We start from the raw sequence: 16,188 nt of genomic DNA, 5'->3' as shown, positions 1-16,188 counted from the left end.
TTTAAAGAGTGCAATTTTTTAGGGACGCATTTTTTTCACGCTTTCATGGCAAGCTTCTATAAACGCTCCCCTAACCCCCCTTTTTTCTAAAACGCTCAAGCCCTCAATCGTTACGCCTTTAGGGGTGCAAATTTGCTCTGTAATCATTTCAGGGCGCTCTTGTTCTAAAAGCTTGGCAAAGCCCTTAAAACTCATTTTCACTAATTCTAAAGAATCTTTAGCGTTCAGGCCCTCTCTAATGCCGGCGTCTTTCAAACTGCTCGCTACTAAGCTTAAAAAAGCGAGCGCGCTCCCATTCGTTGCAACGCTAGAATCAACCTGCTCTTCATTGCCCACTCGCACGCAACTCCCAAAACTCTCAATGATACTCAAAGCCTTCTCGCTTATCAAAGGTGCAACTGATTTTTCGCACACCGCTGTAGAAGAAAGGGCGAACTTGCTTGCGATATTGGGCATGCATTTGAGATAGTGTGAAGAATCAATCGCGCCCTTTAAGGCTTCAAAACCCACGCCAGCTAAAGCGCTCAAAACGCTTTTAGCCTGGCCTTGATAGTTAAAATCCTTAAGGTTATAAGGCTTAAAAAGTAAAAACACGAATTTTTCATGCACATTAATAGCGTCTTTGTAATGCACGATTTGAGCTTGAATGTTTTTTTCTTGTAAAAAGGGGGCGATTTTTTCAGGGTTTCTCCCGGTGATTTCTAAAATAAAACGCTTGGATAAAATTTTATGCGAGCCTTCCAAAATCGCTTGGGTCATATTCCCATAGCCAATGAATTGCAAAGTTTCCATGACGCACCCCTTTTGAAATTTTTAAAACCCCATGATGTAATTGATATAAAAAGTATAAAGCCTTCTGTAGCTCACATCAGCCCCAGCGCTGCTCAAATACGCTTGATTGATGAGAGGCACTTTAATCCCAAATTCCACGCTCTTTTGGCTTATAACCCCTTGATTGTGGAATTTTTGAGCGAAACGCTTGAACTCCGCAAAGTTGGTGCGCACCCCAAAATTCAGCGCCACTTGAAAATTCGTTGAATGGATGTCATTAGCGTTCCCCCAATTGTCAATGATTTGCTGCCTTAAAGAGCTAAGCCAAGTCGTGCCGCCCAGTTGGACCCCAGCAAACAGCCCAAAATTCAACGCTTTAGTGTTGTAAGTCCTCCTGAACAAGTTCCATAAAAAATCCGTGCCTACCCCATAAGCAAAGATATTCGCTTTCACGCTTTGATTGGCCACGCCGATTTCACTAAAGCCGTAATCAAAGAAAAAATAATGCCTAAGGCCCAATTTCCTAGCCTTACCAAAGAAGTATTTATAGCCTATGCCAACCCCTAAACCATTGCTCATGCCATGTTGGGTGCTTTTGGCGGGTGCATACTGGCTTAAAATGGGTTGAGCGCCGTAGCTATTGGCTTGATTTTGCGCGTTTTGAACTTGATTCCTGGCGTTAATCATCGCACCAATGAGTTTTTGTTGCACCATAAAGAAAGTTTTATCCCCTAAAAGCTGCCGTAAGGTTTGCGAGAATGACTGAATGGTGGTGGTGTTGGAAGTGATTTCTTGAAGCAAGGTTAAAATCGCATTAGGGCTAATATCGTTTTGTAAGGCTTGAAACCCTTGAGAAATAGCGCTCGTAATCGCTTGAAAAGCGTTTGTAAGGCTCTCATTACTAGCGTTATTGTCATTATTTTGGATAAACCCGGCGGTTTTAATAAATTCGGTGAGTAAATTAATTAAATTATTCGTATCGCTCACCCCATTGGTGGGGATTGCCCCTAAAAGGTTGATAAGCCCACCGGAGCAACTGCCACTATTACCACCGCTACCATTACCACACAAATTGCTGAGACTACTACTATTGCTTTTTAGCGCTTCAAAGAATTGTTTTAAGCCGTTTTCAACGCCCTTGTTATTCCCTGAACTGGCGATAATGTTGGCTATTTTTTGGGCGTCGCTATAAACTTTTTGCAAGCTGCTCTCGTTAGTGGTTGCGGTAGTTGCTGTGGCGCTTTGTTGTTTGTTGGGTTCATAACAATTGCTCTTATTCGCTCTATTCGTGCATGTTTGATAGGCGTTATTAGCATAAGTCCCTAATTTCCCATCGCTGGCGTCTGTGAGCATTTGGTAGGCTGTGTTGATGTTTCTGTTCCCATTACCCCCATTATTTCCGCTACTGCTAAAACTCTTAAGAGATGAAATGATGTTATTGAGCAAACCATTACTAGTGAGCGTGATTTGTTGGACATTGTAGGTGATGCTGTTCCCACCACTGCTCCCACTTTGAGTTGTTGCGCTTGTCGTGTACCCTAAAGCGCTTTGCAACCCGCTGTAATAAGCCTTAGAATCGGACCATTGCTGATAGCACCAGTTAGCGTTTCCATTCGTTCCACCCGCGCATGCGTTATTATTGTTGGTTACCCCGCTTGTTTGTTGGGTTTGTTGGCTTTGATTAATTAAAGCGCTCATGTCTGTAGGCACTTGCTGGTCAATCGTATTGATGAGCTGGTAGAAATTCGCTCTCAATTGGATGCGTAGATCTTGGTTATTGCTAGCAGTTAAATTTTGCGATTGACTCTCATTAGGCTTACTAGTGTTATAAAGCGCGTTCGCCCAAGCTTGGATATTACTGCTTTGGCTTTGAAAAGCGTTTTGAATGCTTTGCTGGAAATTACTGACATTTTGCAACACGGTGTTCAAGGCTCCCATTACCGTGTTGTTAGGGGATTGTGTGGTTGCCCCACTGCTTTGAGCTAAGTTGGTTGTCTTGGTTTCTTCTTCATTGTTCACAACCACCATCGCCTTTAGTTTAGAAGCGTTGCTTTTAGTTTGAGTGCTAGTATTAGTCCCGTTAGAGCTTAAAATATTTTGCAATTGGGAGTTCCCGCTGAGACTCAAACCCCCAGAAGAAGAGCTAGTATTATTGCATGAGCTTGTCCCGGATTGCGTTCCGCTAGGGCATAAGATCTTAGCGTTGTTTTGCAAATTTTGTTCTGAAGTTTTTAAAGAGTTATAAACGCTCCACACTTGAGAAACAAGGTTGAAAGAATTCACGCCGATTTGCTCTTTACCATTAATGGTTTGGACTTGTGAAGTGGCGACTAAAGAATTGTCAAAGCTGTTTGTAGAGCCATTTGTGGAGCTTGTGGAGCTTGTGGAGCTTGTGGCTGAGCATGAAATCCCGCTAGAAGCATCGCTAGAAAGGCTCCCGGTAGCAGTCATGCAATCATATGCGCTGATATTTTGCCCTTGAGCGTTGGTAACGGTGCCAATTTGGTAATTGTTAGAAGTGTTTTTGAGCAAGTTTTTAGGCTCACTAAAACTGATCCAAGAAATTTGTTTTAAAGCGTTGTTGTATTGTGTTATCGTGCTTTCATAGGCTTGAAAATTCAAAGCGTTGTGCAAGTTGTTTAAATTGTAAGTGGTGTTGTTGATTGCATTGTTGTCTAAAGTGTTGATAGCGACGCTTTGGAGTTTTTGGGCAATGGCTTGGACTTGTTGGTTGGCCTGGTTGCTTGAAGTGGGGGTTGCGGCTAAAGGGGCTAATTCTTGGATAAATTGTTCTAAACATTGGACTTGGCTAGTGCAACCATTGGGGTTATTTTGGGAGTTGCTTGCGCTATTACTCAATGTCCCTTGTAAAGTGTTCATTAAAAGGGTGTTGTTGTATTGTTGTTGGTTGTTGCTGTTTGAAGAAGTAGAGCCTAAAATGGAATTAGTTGGATAGAACACGACTTGTCCTGGTGGGTTTAACACCACATGCGTTGTGGTTGTCGTAGGGAAATATCCTACCCCTAAAGTGTTTAAGGCGTTGATAAGAGCGCTCACGTAAGCGGTATTGTTGCTAGAAGCGTTCACCGCACTGGTTAGATTGGTGATTAAGGATTGCACATAAGTGGTGCTAGTGGTTTTGGTGATGCTGTTTTCAATTTCTTGCAACAATTCTGTCATGGATTGCGCGGTGTTTTGGAGCTGGGCTTTGACTTCTTGGGTGTTATTGCTAGGATTAAGGCTATTCACAGAGCTAATGATGCTAGAGCTTAGCGCAACGCCTTCATTAAAAGCGCCTTGAGTGTTGGAAAGGAGTTTGGCTGTGATTTGTGAAGAGTGGGCTTTTAAGGGGTCAGAGCTTCCTTTAAGCCCTATGATTTGTTGGGAAATGCTAGAGATTTGACGGCTAGAATAAAAATCTTTTCTTTTGCCAATTTGATTTAAGATATTAGAAATGCCTTCTAGTTGGTTGCCTACGGTATTGCTCACCCCATAGCCTAAAGCGTCAATGACGCTTTGAGAGCTTAAAGTGATCAAACCGGTGGTAGGGCCTGCAACATTAATCGCGCTTTGAGTAACGCTATTGATGATGCTTTCATTTTCTAAGAGTTGTTTGTTATTGATAAATTGTTGCGTGCCGCCGATTTGATAGCCTACAGACATATACCAGCCATTATCTTCAGCTAAGAGAGAGCTGATTAAAAGGAGCGGTATGAGTTTTTTAGCTTTTTTTATCATCTATTTTCCCTTATTGTATTCAATTAAAAGCCTATATTGTAGCCCACATAAAAACTAAAAGCTCTTCTATACTTCGCTGTAACGCCTTCTGATTGGTAATAAGTGTGATAAAGCACCGGTATTTTAAGGCCAAATTCCACCCCTTGAGAAAAACGAGATCTTCTTTGCTTGGCGATCTTGGAAAAATTAGTCCTTATACCTAAATCAAAAAGGAATTGGAAAGAAGTGTCCTTGGGCTTAAGGTGGTTGCCATCCACTTGATCTAAAAAATTCGTTTTCCAGGTTTGCCCTGCAAATTGAATGCCGGCGAAAAAACCTATATCTATCGCTTCAGTCCCCCTTTTTCTGGTGAAAACATTATAGAGGAAGTCTGTGCCTGCACCATAGCTAGAGAGCGTGGCTTTCACTAAAGAGGGGTTTGATCCAAATTGCGCGTAACCAAAATCATAAAAGCCATAATACCTAAGCCCAAACATGCGCTTTTTGCCAAAGAATTGCTTATAGCCCATTTTCACGCCAAAGCCGTTCATGTTGTTAGAATTAGAGTTATGCTCTAAAAAATTCCTAGCAAAGCCCATTTGATAAACTTGATTCACTTTAGTTTGCATTTCATTAATCACCCCACCAATCACCTCTTTAGAGCGATAAAGTCCGTAAGCCATTAAAGTTTTTGCTGTGGGGGAATAGGGGCTTGATAAGATCTTGTCAATTTGTGCGGTGGTTGGGGCGTTTGTGGCTTGCTCTAGTTGGTTTATGATCACTTTTTGTTCTTGTTGGGCTTGTTGTGGGGTTAAACTATTTTGTGGGGTTGAATTATTGTTATTAACTTTCCCTCCATAGCTAGGTAAAAAATTCAAACCCTTGTTGTTCAAATCCAAATAGGGGGCGACCCAATTGGTGATGAAATTCCCATACGCTTGGGTGTTGTTGAGCAAGCTTTCCCCATAGTTGATAGCGTCTTGCATTTGTTTATAATCTGAAGTGCCTGTGAGTTTAGCGGCCTTGTTGGCAAAAACTTGCATGCCTGAAAAAATCATAGAAGCGGTGATGCCATTAGCGATGATGCTGTCAGCTAAATAATAGACCGCCGAGCTAGGGTGGTAGGTGTATTGGCCATTACCTGATCCTACCGTCGCTCCAGCGGGTAAGGTTTTTAAGGGGGCTTGGTTGCCGTTATTGCCGTTTTTGGTGTAATAGCCCGGACCGCTAAAACTTTGATAGCCTTGTTGGGAATCGCTGCCATTAGGGGCTTTGTTGTAAGTGAAGCCAAATTGCTTTTCATTCGCTAAACCCCCTAAAATCCCTGCTTGCATTAAAGCTTGGAAGATGTTTTGGGCGTTTTGGGCTATGGATTTGGCTTCGTTAGTAGCGGTGCATTGGTTTTGAGTGCTGCAAATGGTTTGATTGTTGCTTGCTGTGGCTAATCCGTCTTGTAAAAGGTGTTGCAAGACTTCAGGGCTAAAATTCACTGAACCATTGCCATTAAAAGATTTATTCGTTAGAGTTTGGTTATACCAGAGCGTGGTTAAAGCGTTGGTAATATCATTGTTTAAAGCGTCCATGGTATTGGCTAGACCCTCAGGCAATGCAATAACAGTGCTTTGATTGCCAAATTTGACGTTAAAGACTTTGGCGTTAGAAAGATTTTCAGGGTTACGGAGTAGAGTCTCGCCGATGAGTTGGGTGAGCTTGTTTAAATTATTGACTAAAGATTGCATATCAAAGGTGGCATTGACATTGCCTCTTGGGGGGTTGTTGCCTGTATTGCCATTTTGGGCGTTTTGTTGATAGCCCCCCGCATAGAGCAAACATCTTTTAGAAGGATCAGGGCAGAGCATTTGCATTAAAACCCTGGTTTGTTGGCCCATCGCTTCTAAATAATAGGCTAAAGGCACCGCCGCAGATTCTAGAGCGATAGCGTTTTGGCGGATGTAGGTGGATGCGTCTTGACTAGCGTTAAGCCCTGAGTTATCCACCCTTTGAACGGCTAGAGAAGTTTGATAACTCACCCCCATAAAAAACCCGTCATCTTCTGCCGCTAAAGGGTTAAGAAAAAATAAGGGGAGTAGGCTAGAACAGATAAGCCATTTTTTATTAGAAATAAAGTTTTGCAAGGGGTTATCCTTTTCTTTTTAAAAGATTTGAGCTATCCTAAATTTTATCTTATTTATCGCTTAAGTTTAATGGTTAGTCGCTTAATTGTTGATTAAAATGAGCTATTTTAGGTGCTTAAAATCGTTTCAATAATGGTTTTCGCACCGTCTTTAGCGATTTTTTGTTGCAATTTGGCGCTGATAATGGTTAGGTTTTTATTGCCTTGATCGTCTTTTTGGTTGAGCTTTCTAATGACTTCAAAGAGTTTTTTAGGCAATAATTCGTTTTGAGGCACAATGTAGCATAGGTTTTCTTTTTCAAATTCTAAGACATTGTAATACTGGTGGTTATTGCTCGCAAAAGGGTAGGGGATAAAAATCGTGGGTAAGCCATTGGCACACAATTCCCACACGCTACTCGCTCCGGCTCGGCTCACGCACAAATCCGCTCTATGCATGACTTCTGTGATGTTGTTGTGGAAAGCAAACAATTCTATCTTATCCAACAGCCCTAATTCCTGGTAAAAAAAACGCATTCTTTCATGAGCGTTTGAGCCGCAAATGTGCGTGATTTTAATCCCTTGTTTGGTGAGTTTGGGAGCGTTTAATAAAGCGAATTCATTGATCGCTTTTGCCCCTTGCGAACCGCCTAAAAATAAAATGTGCTTGATTTCAGTTCGAGTCCTAGCACAATCAAAAAAAGCGTTTTGCACTGGATAGGAGGTTAAAACATGATTTCCTTTATCTTTAAAAACATAGCTTGAAAACACCGCTTTAGCTTTGGGGGAAAGGTAGCGGTTAAGAGAGCCTTTAATCGCATTTTGCTCATGGATATAAAGGGGTATTTTATTGAGTAAGCTTGCAAAACTCGCCGGCCCTGCGCTAAACCCTCCCACGCTAATGGTGTGCGTGATCTGGTGTTTTTTTAGGATTTCTTTAGCCTTAAAAGCGGCTTTAGCTTGCAAGAATAAAGAGCCTATTTTTTTAAAAAAGCTTTTATTGACCACGCCTTGCGTGTTGAAAAAATAGCGTTCGCTAAATAGGGGGCTGTTTTCAAACCATTCTTTATCTTGCCCATAAGTGGAGCCTAAATAAATAGCCTCTATGCCTTGCTTTTCTAATTCTATGGCTAAGGCTTTAGCGATAGAGAGATGCCCCCCCGTGCCTCCCCCTGTAAGAGCGAATTTCATGCTAAAACCCTTAAGCTCGTTCTCTTTCTTGAATCACAAAGCTTTTTAAAGGATCTCTAAAGCCAAAATCCGGGTAATCCATCATAGAAAGCGCCACTTGAGCGCCAAAGCCATTTTTGGAATTAAACACTAAAGGGGCTAAGAAATTAACCATAGAATCTTCTAAATTTTTTTGCAACACGACCACGCAATACACCTCTACTTTGGAATGAGAATCTAATTCTAGCAGTAATTCTATGTATTTGGGTATCACAAAGCTGTATTCCCTCAAACAATAAGGATTCACTAAAACCATATCCAACGCCATGGGCGAGTTCGTTTGACTAACCAATCGGCTGAATAAGGAATCAATTTTTTCCAAACGCACTTCATTGATATGCTCAAATCCTAAAATAGGGGCTTTTAAAAAGTAATTCACTGGACTATCCTTTTTAATTTAAATGCTTTGTTGTATAATTTTAAAAAAATACGCAACAATTAAAAGCGTAAAAGCAAAAGGCGTTCCAAAATTAAGGATCGTTTTATTTTAGGATAAAAATAATAATGAAACAAGAACCCACCACTTACCAACCTCAAGAGATAGAAAAAAAGATTTATGAAATTTGCTCTCATAGGGGGTATTTTGAAATTGATGGCAATGAAAAAATCCAAGAAAAAGGCAAGCGATTTTGTTTGATGATGCCCCCTCCTAATGTGACCGGTATCTTACACATAGGGCATGCTTTAACTTTAAGCTTGCAAGATATTTTAGCGCGCTACAAACGCATGGATGGGTATAAGACTTTGTATCAGCCCGGGTTGGATCACGCTGGCATTGCGACGCAAAATGTCGTGGAAAAGCAGCTTTTAAGTCAAGGGATTAAAAAAGAAGATTTAGGGCGTGAAGCGTTCGTTCAAAAAGTGTGGGAATGGAAAGAAAAGAGCGGGGGAGCGATTTTAGAGCAGATGAAGCGTTTAGGCGTGAGTGCGGCTTTTTCTAGGACTCGTTTCACGATGGATAAGGGCTTGCAAAGAGCGGTTAAATTGGCGTTTTTGAAATGGTATGAACAAGGTCTCATCGTTCAAGATAATTACATGGTGAATTGGTGCACTAAAGATGGGGCGTTAAGCGATATTGAAGTGGAGTATGAAGAGCGTAAGGGGGCGTTGTATTATATTAGATATTATTTAGAAAATCAAAAAGATTATTTAGTGGTGGCCACCACGCGCCCTGAAACTTTGTTTGGCGATAGCGCGCTTATGGTCAATCCTAACGATGAGAGGTATAAGCATTTGGTGGGGCAAAAAGCGATCCTGCCTTTAATCAATCGCACAATCCCTATTATCGCTGATGCGCATGTGGAAATGGAGTTTGGCACAGGGTGTGTGAAAGTTACCCCTGGGCATGATTTTAACGATTATGAAGTGGGCAAACGCCACCATTTGGAAATGATTAAAATCTTTGATGAAAAGGGGATTTTAAACGTGCATTGCGGGGAGTTTGAAAATTTAGAGCGTTTAAAAGCCAGAGATAAGGTCGTAGAAAGATTAAAAGAAAACGCCTTATTAGAAAAGATAGAAGAACACACGCATCAAGTGGGGCATTGCTATCGTTGTCATAATGTGGTAGAACCTTATGTGTCTAAGCAATGGTTTGTCAAGCCTGAAATCGCTCAAAGTTCTATTGAAAAAATCCAACAAGGTTTAGCGCGATTTTACCCTTCTAATTGGATCAATAATTATAACGCTTGGATGAGGGAATTACGCCCTTGGTGTATCAGCAGGCAATTGTTTTGGGGGCATCAAATACCGGTATTTACTTGTGAAAATAACCACCAGTTCGTAAGCCTTGATACCCCCTTAAGTTGCCCTACTTGCAAGAGTGAAACACTAGAGCAGGATAAAGATGTGCTAGACACATGGTTTAGTTCAGGGCTATGGGCGTTCTCTACTTTGGGGTGGGGGCAAGAAAAAAGCGGTTTGTTTAATGAAAACGATTTGAAAGATTTCTACCCTAACACCACGCTCATTACCGGGTTTGACATCCTCTTTTTTTGGGTGGCTAGGATGCTTTTTTGCAGCGAATCGCTTTTAGGCGAATTGCCCTTTAAAGACATTTACTTGCACGCCTTGGTTAGGGACGAAAAGGGTGAAAAAATGAGCAAATCTAAAGGTAATGTGATCGATCCTTTAGAGATGATAGAAAAATACGGTGCGGATAGTTTGCGTTTCACTTTAGCCAATTTGTGCGCTACGGGTAGGGACATTAAGCTTTCTACTGCGCATTTAGAAAATAACAAGAATTTTGCCAACAAGATTTTCAATGCGGCGAGTTATTTGAAACTCAAACAAGAAGCTTTCAAAGACAGAGAACATTTGAACGAATACCAAACGCCTTTGGGGCGTTATGCGAAATCGCGCTTGAATCTTGTTACTAAAGAGGTTCGTAACGCTTTAGATAACTATCGTTTTAATGACGCCACGACTTTGTTATACCGCTTTTTGTGGGGGGAATTTTGCGATTGGTTCATTGAATTTTCTAAAGTGGAAAATGAAGCGATAGACGAATTAGGGAGCGTGTTAAAAGAGGCTTTAAAACTCTTGCACCCTTTCATGCCCTTTATCAGTGAGTCTTTATACCACAAGCTCAGTAACACGGATCTAGAAAACACTCATTCTATCATGGTCATGCCTTACCCTAAAGATTTGGCGCAAGATGAGACATTAGAGCATGAATTTGAAGTGATCAAAGATTGCATCGTGTCTTTAAGGCGTTTAAAAATCATGCTAGAAACCCCACCGATTGTTTTAAAAGAAGCGAGCGTGGGATTAAGAGAAGCCATAGAAAACACAGAGCGTTTGCAAACTTACGCTCAAAAATTAGCGAAATTAGAAAAAGTCAGCGTGATAACTTATAAGCCTTTAAAAAGCGTGAGCGATGTGGGGGAATTTTGCCAGACTTATGCGGATTTAGAAAATCTTGATTTAAGCCCGCTTGTTGCGCGTTTAAAAAAGCAGCTAGAAAAACTGGAAAAAGAAAAACTAAAACTCAACTTGCACAATGAAAATTTTGTCAAAAACGCGCCTAAAAGCGTGCTAGAAAAAGCCAAAGAGGGTTTAAAAACGCTTTTAGAAAAAGAGAGTAAAATTAAGCAAGAATTGGATTTGTTAGAACAACCATAATAAAAAGGATAGAAAATGTTTCAAGCGTTAAGCGATGGGTTTAAAAACGCACTCAATAAAATCCGCTTTCAAGATGATGAAAAAGCGCTAGACAGAGCGTTAGACGAATTGAAAAAAACGCTTTTGAAAAATGATGTGCATCATAAAGTCGCTAGAGAATTGCTCAAAAAAGTGGAAAGCCAGACTAAACTTAGCGGCATCGGTAAGCAGCAATTTTTAGACGCTTTAGAAAAGAGTTTGTTGGAAATTTTAAGCGCTAAAGGGAGCAGTGGTTTCACTTTCGCTCAAACGCCCCCCACCGTGGTTTTAATGGCAGGTTTGCAAGGGAGCGGTAAGACAACCACCACCGCTAAACTCGCTCATTATTTAAAAACCAAAAATAAAAAAGTGCTTTTATGCGCATGCGATTTGCAACGCCTAGCAGCGGTGGAGCAATTAAAGGTTTTGGGCGAACAGGTGGGCGTGGAAGTGTTTTATGAAGAAAATAAAAGCGTGAAAGAAATCGCCAACAACGCTTTAAAAAGGGCTAAAGAAGCGCAATTTGATGTTTTACTCGTGGATAGCGCAGGGCGTTTAGCCATAGATAAAGAGCTTATGCAAGAATTAAAGGAAGTTAAAGAAGTCTTAAACCCTCATGAAGTGCTGTATGTTGCAGACGCCTTGAGCGGGCAAGATGGGGTCAAAAGCGCGAACATCTTTAATGAAGAAATAGGCGTGAGCGGGGTGGTGTTAAGCAAATTTGATAGCGATTCTAAAGGGGGTATTGCTTTAGGCATCACTTATCAATTAGGCTTACCCTTGCGTTTTATTGGGAGCGGGGAAAAAATCCCTGATTTAGATGTGTTTGTGCCTGAAAGAATCGTGGGGCGTTTGATGGGGGCTGGAGATATTGTCTCGCTCGCTGAAAAAACCGCCAGCGTTTTAAACCCTAATGAAGCCAAAGATTTGAGCAAAAAACTCAAAAAAGGGCAATTCACTTTCAATGATTTTTTAAACCAGATTGAAAAGGTGAAAAAATTAGGCTCTATGAGTTCTCTAATCTCTATGATTCCAGGTTTAGGGAATATGGCAAGCGCACTAAAAGACACGGATTTAGAAAGCTCTTTAGAAGTGAAAAAAATCAAGGCTATGGTCAATTCCATGACTAAAAAAGAGCAAGAAAACCCCGAGATTTTAAACGGCAGCCGAAGAAAAAGGATCGCTTTAGGGAGCGGCTTAGAAGTGTCTGAAATCAATCGCATCATCAAACGCTTTGATCAAGCGAGCAAAATGGCGAAACGCTTAACCAATAAAAAGGGCATTAGCGATTTGATGAATCTAATGAGTCAGGCTAAAAATCAAACGCCCCCTAAAATGCGCTAACTTTTAAGCATGTTTTAGGTGCTTTTGTTGTATAATCTCAAATTTAATATGAATATTTTAGGAGATTTTTGTAATGACAGTCATTAGACTCACTCGCATCGGGAGAAAGAAAAAGCCTTTTTACAGAGTGGTGGTAACCGATTCTAGGAAAAGAAGGGATGGAGGTTGGATTGAATCCATTGGGTATTACAACCCTTTAAGCGAGCCTAAAGATATTAAGATTGATAAGGAGCGCTTGGATTACTGGAAAGGCGTGGGGGCTAAAATGAGCGAGAGGGTGGAAAAGCTTTCTCAAAAAGCCTAAGGTTTTGTGAGGTTAAATGCACGAATTAGATCCTTTGAACACGCCTTTTTCTCAAGCTGATTGTAAGGACTATTCGCATTGTGTGGCAACTTTTTTAGAAAAATATTTAAAAAAGGTTGTATCTTTCCCGCAAGCTTTGAGCGTAGAGCACACGCTTTTAGAAGATAAAATCAAGCAAATCACTATTTATACCCACCCATCAGACATGGGGCATGTGATCGGTAAAGAGGGTAAAATGGTGAGCGCGATTAAGGCGTTTGTTTCTGGTGTGAAAGCCAAAGATGGGTTTTCTTATAAAATCGTTGTTTTTGCCAGTAAAAATAGCGATCAAACGCCTTGAGTGGTTTCTATGCTTTTAGTGGGCAGAATTGGTAAAAGCGTGGGGCTTAATGGGGGGTTGAAGCTTCATTTAGAGAGCGATTTTCCGGAGTGCTTAAAAAAAGGCGTTAAGGTGAGCGTTGCTCCCTTGAACGCTTTCTCTCGCGCTTCTTCTTTTAAAGACTATGTGATCCATTCCTATGAACATGCTAAAAACCTATTATTTTTAGAAACGATCCACACGCCCGAAAAGGCTAAAGAGCTGACTAATTTAGGGCTTTTTATGAGCGAAGCAGAGAGTAAAAAACTCTGTGTTTTAAAAGAGGGCGAGTTTTTTTATTGCGATTTAGTAGGGCTTAGCGTGGTGGAAGAAAACGAGATTCTAGGAAAAGTCATAGAAATCCAAAGGATTTCTCAAACAGATTATTTCATGGTTGAAACCACGCTGAACTTGGTTGAAAAAGGTTTGGCTAAGATTTTTTTAATCCCTTATAGGGATTTTTATATCCAAGAAATCCTTTTGCAAGACAAAAAAATAACCACCCATAACGCTAAAACGCTTTTAGAGAATAGTTGAGTGAAATTCAGCGTTTTGACCCTTTTCCCGCAACTCGTATGGCCTTATTTTGAAGATTCTATTTTAAAAAGAGCGTTAGAAAAAAATCTTTTTGAATTGGAAGTGTTAAACCTTAGAGATTTTAGCGCTAATAAATATCAAAAAGCGGATCACACGCTCATTGGTGGGGGTGCGGGGCAAATTTTAGACCCTGAGATGATAGAAAACGCGCTCCATTCTGTTAAAAACCCTAAACACACGATTTTTTTAAGCGCGGTGGGCAAGCCTTTCAAGCAAATAGACGCGATGCGTTTGGCTCAAAAAAAGCATGTCGTTTTGGTGTGCGGGCGTTATGAGGGCTTTGATGAACGCTCTATTGAACTTGACGCTGATGAGGTTTTTTGTATAGGCGATTTTATTTTGACAGGGGGCGAGCTTGGGGCGTTGTGCTTGATAGATAGCATCGCTCGCCACATTCAAGGGGTTTTAGGTAACGCCCAATCTTTAGAAAATGAGAGCTTTGAAAATGACTATTTGGAAGCCCCTAATTTCGCTAACGCTGTTTTTAAATCCAAAGAAATCAATAAAATCCCTGCACCTTTAGAATATTCTAAAGGAAATCATGCTAAAATCAAGCAACTAAAACTTGATTTGTCAAAATTAAGGACAAAATTTTACCGCCTTGATTTATTCAAGCAGCACAAATCATGAAATTGACATTAAGGAAACACATGAAAAACCGCTACATTCAGCAATTTGAAGACGCTCAATTAAAAGATAAGACCATGCCACAATTTAAAGCCGGCGATACTTTAAGATTGGGTATTACCATTAAAGAAGGCGAAAAAACACGAACCCAGTATTTTGAAGGCGTGTGCATTGCGATTAGAGGCAATGGCGTGGATAAGACTTTTTGCGTGCGTAAAATGGGGGCTAACAACATCGGCGTGGAGAAAATTTTCCCTTTTTATAGCGAAAGTTTGGCGAGCGTTGAAGTGTTGCGCGTGGGTAGGGTGCGCCGCGCGAAGCTCTACTATTTGCGCGATAGGAGAGGTAAGGCAGCAAGGATTAAAGAAATCCGCCATTAATTTTTTAAGGCTTTTTTAAAAGATTGACTAGAAAAACATTTCTAGTTTTTAAGGGTTAGGATAAGTTTTTAACCCTTTTTTTAAGAATAGTTTTTCTTTTAAATCCTACTATCAAACTTTTAAAGCTTTCCTTGAGGTTTCAGCATTCTCAAGGTAGGGTTTTGTCGCTTTTTTCTGGCTTGCTATCTGTTGAATTGGATTTTTGGCTCTGTTTTTAGTGGGGCGTTGGTTGTCATGTTTTAAAAAGACCAAAAAGCGTTTTTTACTATCAAAATGCAAAAAGTTTGACGCAAGTTGGATAATAACTCCTTAAAAAAAGCGATCAGGTTAGGGGGTTTTAAGGGTTTGAGAGAATATTAAAGCGCAAAATATCCCCTCTTTATTTTCAATTATAAAACAAAGTTTTTAAAATAATGAAAGAAATGAGATAAGGCTTTGAGTGTCTGTATTTGGTGAGAACAGAACCTTTATTTTTTAAACACAAGGTGCTTGTTTGGATTACCATGCTACACTTATTTTTAATGAGAAGCGCTTATTGTGGCAAAATTCATATTTTAGGAAGAACATGGAAAAAACAGAAACCACGATTTTTGTGGATTGGGAAAATCTTCTCGCCGATTTGAAAGCAATCCAAGAAACGGATGAGCGTTTAAAAGAGCCTAATTTTAATTTCAACAATCCCGATCAACTCTTAGCGTTAATCCGTTCGTTTTTGGAGCCTGAAGAGGAATTGAAGCGGATCTATTTTTATGTATCTGAGCCTTTTACAGAAGTTGAACCTAGAATCAAGGGCAATAAAAACGAAGAACTTGAGGAGTATAAAGAGAAGAATCCTAAAGATTATGAGGAAAGAGTGAATAAATCAGGGATTATCCAATCTTTCAACCATGCGATCGCCCAACAAAATCAAGTGAAATTACGAGTCGGGCGGGTAAAGTTCAAATTCGTATATAAGTTCGAAGACAAAGAAGTCTATAATGGTCTAGAAGCCAAGATTTTCATACCTTACTTAAAGTTGCGTCAAAAACAAGTTGATGCGCTGTTGGCGCACGATATTACCAAGCTGTATTGCACCAAACAAGGAGGGTGTATTTTGCTGTTCAGCAGGGATACTGATCTTGTGCCTGTGTTAGAAGCCGCTTGGGAGAAAGGCTTTGAAGTCTTCATCGCCAACATTCAAGAAAGCCCCAATTCTGTCCCTTCAGACTTGAAGAAGTCTTGCAATGTGAGAGAACGCAGTGTCGCTGACATTGTAGATAACTTGCCAAAAAATCAGTACACTTCCAAGAAAAAGAACTTTTCCCCCAACGAGCCTTTTAACAACCCATTTAAAGACCAACTCTTTAAAAAGAATTAACACGATCCCCCCACCAAGGGGACAAAAAAGCACCCATTTTAAAAGGGTTAGCTTAAGCGGATTTTTCTAATCCATGATTTCACTTTTTGCTCGCTATTATGGAGTGATTTTTGAAAACGAAGATAAATTAGCGCTTATAATAGTGGTTTTATGGGGAATGCGCACATGTTTTGGCGGTGGTATTGAGATTTTTCAAAACCCAATTATTTTAAAATTTTAACTTACTCTGTCCTCTGTCAAAAATTTTTA

General features: G+C 40.4%; 14 protein-coding genes. 9 read left to right on the top strand and 5 right to left on the bottom strand.

The features are described from left to right. Positions 1-18 precede the first annotated feature (18 nt). The 5 genes from proC to fliW form a co-directional block, all read right to left on the bottom strand. Positions 19-792 (bottom strand): pyrroline-5-carboxylate reductase, encoded by a 774-nt coding sequence (gene proC, locus QT74_RS05285; protein ID WP_033765192.1) that lies wholly within the window; start codon positions 790-792, stop codon positions 19-21. 21 nt (positions 793-813) lie between these two features. After that, positions 814-4,509 (bottom strand): outer membrane protein, encoded by a 3,696-nt coding sequence (locus tag QT74_RS05280; RefSeq protein ID WP_033765190.1) that lies wholly within the window; start codon positions 4,507-4,509, stop codon positions 814-816. 23 nt (positions 4,510-4,532) lie between these two features. After that, the gene (gene hopI / locus QT74_RS05275; protein ID WP_033765188.1) at positions 4,533-6,623 is read right to left on the bottom strand and encodes a Hop family outer membrane protein HopI; all 2,091 of its coding nucleotides are present in this window, start codon (positions 6,621-6,623) and stop codon (positions 4,533-4,535) included. Between the two features lie 107 nt (positions 6,624-6,730). Continuing rightward, on the bottom strand, positions 6,731-7,792 hold the full coding sequence (gene murG / locus QT74_RS05270; protein ID WP_033765187.1) for an undecaprenyldiphospho-muramoylpentapeptide beta-N-acetylglucosaminyltransferase: 1,062 nt from the start codon (positions 7,790-7,792) through the stop codon (positions 6,731-6,733). 10 nt (positions 7,793-7,802) lie between these two features. Beyond that, entirely contained in the window at positions 7,803-8,210 is a 408-nt protein-coding gene (fliW, locus tag QT74_RS05265) for a flagellar assembly protein FliW (protein ID WP_001105858.1), read from the bottom strand. A 125-nt stretch (positions 8,211-8,335) separates the two neighbouring features. Between fliW and valS the strand changes: the two genes are divergently transcribed. The 9 genes from valS to QT74_RS08530 all read left to right on the top strand — a co-directional run bounded on the left by valS (position 8,336) and on the right by QT74_RS08530 (position 16,159). Then, a complete protein-coding gene (gene valS, locus QT74_RS05260) occupies positions 8,336-10,954 on the top strand; it encodes a valine--tRNA ligase (protein ID WP_033765185.1) in 2,619 nt (872 codons plus the stop codon). Positions 10,955-10,969: 15 nt separating this feature from the next. Beyond that, entirely contained in the window at positions 10,970-12,316 is a 1,347-nt protein-coding gene (gene ffh, locus QT74_RS05255; protein ID WP_033765183.1) for a signal recognition particle protein, read from the top strand. Positions 12,317-12,389: 73 nt separating this feature from the next. After that, positions 12,390-12,620: a 30S ribosomal protein S16 gene (rpsP, locus tag QT74_RS05250; RefSeq protein WP_000216122.1), complete on the top strand. Its 231-nt coding sequence runs from the start codon at positions 12,390-12,392 to the stop codon at positions 12,618-12,620. A 16-nt stretch (positions 12,621-12,636) separates the two neighbouring features. Beyond that, a complete protein-coding gene (locus tag QT74_RS05245; RefSeq protein ID WP_033765181.1) occupies positions 12,637-12,960 on the top strand; it encodes a KH domain-containing protein in 324 nt (107 codons plus the stop codon). Between the two features lie 9 nt (positions 12,961-12,969). After that, positions 12,970-13,515, top strand: coding sequence for a ribosome maturation factor RimM (gene rimM / locus QT74_RS05240; RefSeq protein ID WP_033765234.1), 546 nt, complete (start codon positions 12,970-12,972; stop codon positions 13,513-13,515). Beyond that, positions 13,516-14,205, top strand: coding sequence for a tRNA (guanosine(37)-N1)-methyltransferase TrmD (trmD, locus tag QT74_RS05235; protein WP_080247186.1), 690 nt, complete (start codon positions 13,516-13,518; stop codon positions 14,203-14,205). 20 nt (positions 14,206-14,225) lie between these two features. Further along, positions 14,226-14,582: a 50S ribosomal protein L19 gene (gene rplS, locus QT74_RS05230; RefSeq protein WP_000797712.1), complete on the top strand. Its 357-nt coding sequence runs from the start codon at positions 14,226-14,228 to the stop codon at positions 14,580-14,582. Positions 14,583-15,147: 565 nt separating this feature from the next. Further along, positions 15,148-15,939 carry an NYN domain-containing protein gene (locus tag QT74_RS05225; protein ID WP_033765179.1) on the top strand — a complete coding sequence of 264 codons (792 nt, stop codon included), beginning with the start codon at positions 15,148-15,150 and terminating at the stop codon, positions 15,937-15,939. 73 nt (positions 15,940-16,012) lie between these two features. Next, complete coding sequence (locus QT74_RS08530; RefSeq protein ID WP_195742342.1) at positions 16,013-16,159, top strand: hypothetical protein; 147 nt, start codon at positions 16,013-16,015, stop codon at positions 16,157-16,159. Positions 16,160-16,188: the final 29 nt, after the last annotated feature.

Origin of the sequence: Helicobacter pylori SA213A (assembly GCF_000476275.1) — a bacterium.
GTDB classification, from domain to species: domain Bacteria; phylum Campylobacterota; class Campylobacteria; order Campylobacterales; family Helicobacteraceae; genus Helicobacter; species Helicobacter pylori_CL.
Note: the sequence above shows the minus strand (reverse complement) of the source record. Positions and strands in the feature narration are given on the sequence as shown.

Coding starts and splice junctions, on each gene's coding strand:
- proC (WP_033765192.1), bottom strand. CDS start 792: ATGGAAACTTTGCAATTCATTGGCTATGGGAATATGACCCAAGCGATT.
- QT74_RS05280 (WP_033765190.1), bottom strand. CDS start 4,509: ATGATAAAAAAAGCTAAAAAACTCATACCGCTCCTTTTAATCAGCTCT.
- murG (WP_033765187.1), bottom strand. CDS start 7,792: ATGAAATTCGCTCTTACAGGGGGAGGCACGGGGGGGCATCTCTCTATC.
- valS (WP_033765185.1), top strand. CDS start 8,336: ATGAAACAAGAACCCACCACTTACCAACCTCAAGAGATAGAAAAAAAG.
- ffh (WP_033765183.1), top strand. CDS start 10,970: ATGTTTCAAGCGTTAAGCGATGGGTTTAAAAACGCACTCAATAAAATC.
- rpsP (WP_000216122.1), top strand. CDS start 12,390: ATGACAGTCATTAGACTCACTCGCATCGGGAGAAAGAAAAAGCCTTTT.
- QT74_RS05245 (WP_033765181.1), top strand. CDS start 12,637: ATGCACGAATTAGATCCTTTGAACACGCCTTTTTCTCAAGCTGATTGT.
- rimM (WP_033765234.1), top strand. CDS start 12,970: ATGCTTTTAGTGGGCAGAATTGGTAAAAGCGTGGGGCTTAATGGGGGG.
- rplS (WP_000797712.1), top strand. CDS start 14,226: ATGAAAAACCGCTACATTCAGCAATTTGAAGACGCTCAATTAAAAGAT.
- QT74_RS05225 (WP_033765179.1), top strand. CDS start 15,148: ATGGAAAAAACAGAAACCACGATTTTTGTGGATTGGGAAAATCTTCTC.
- QT74_RS08530 (WP_195742342.1), top strand. CDS start 16,013: ATGATTTCACTTTTTGCTCGCTATTATGGAGTGATTTTTGAAAACGAA.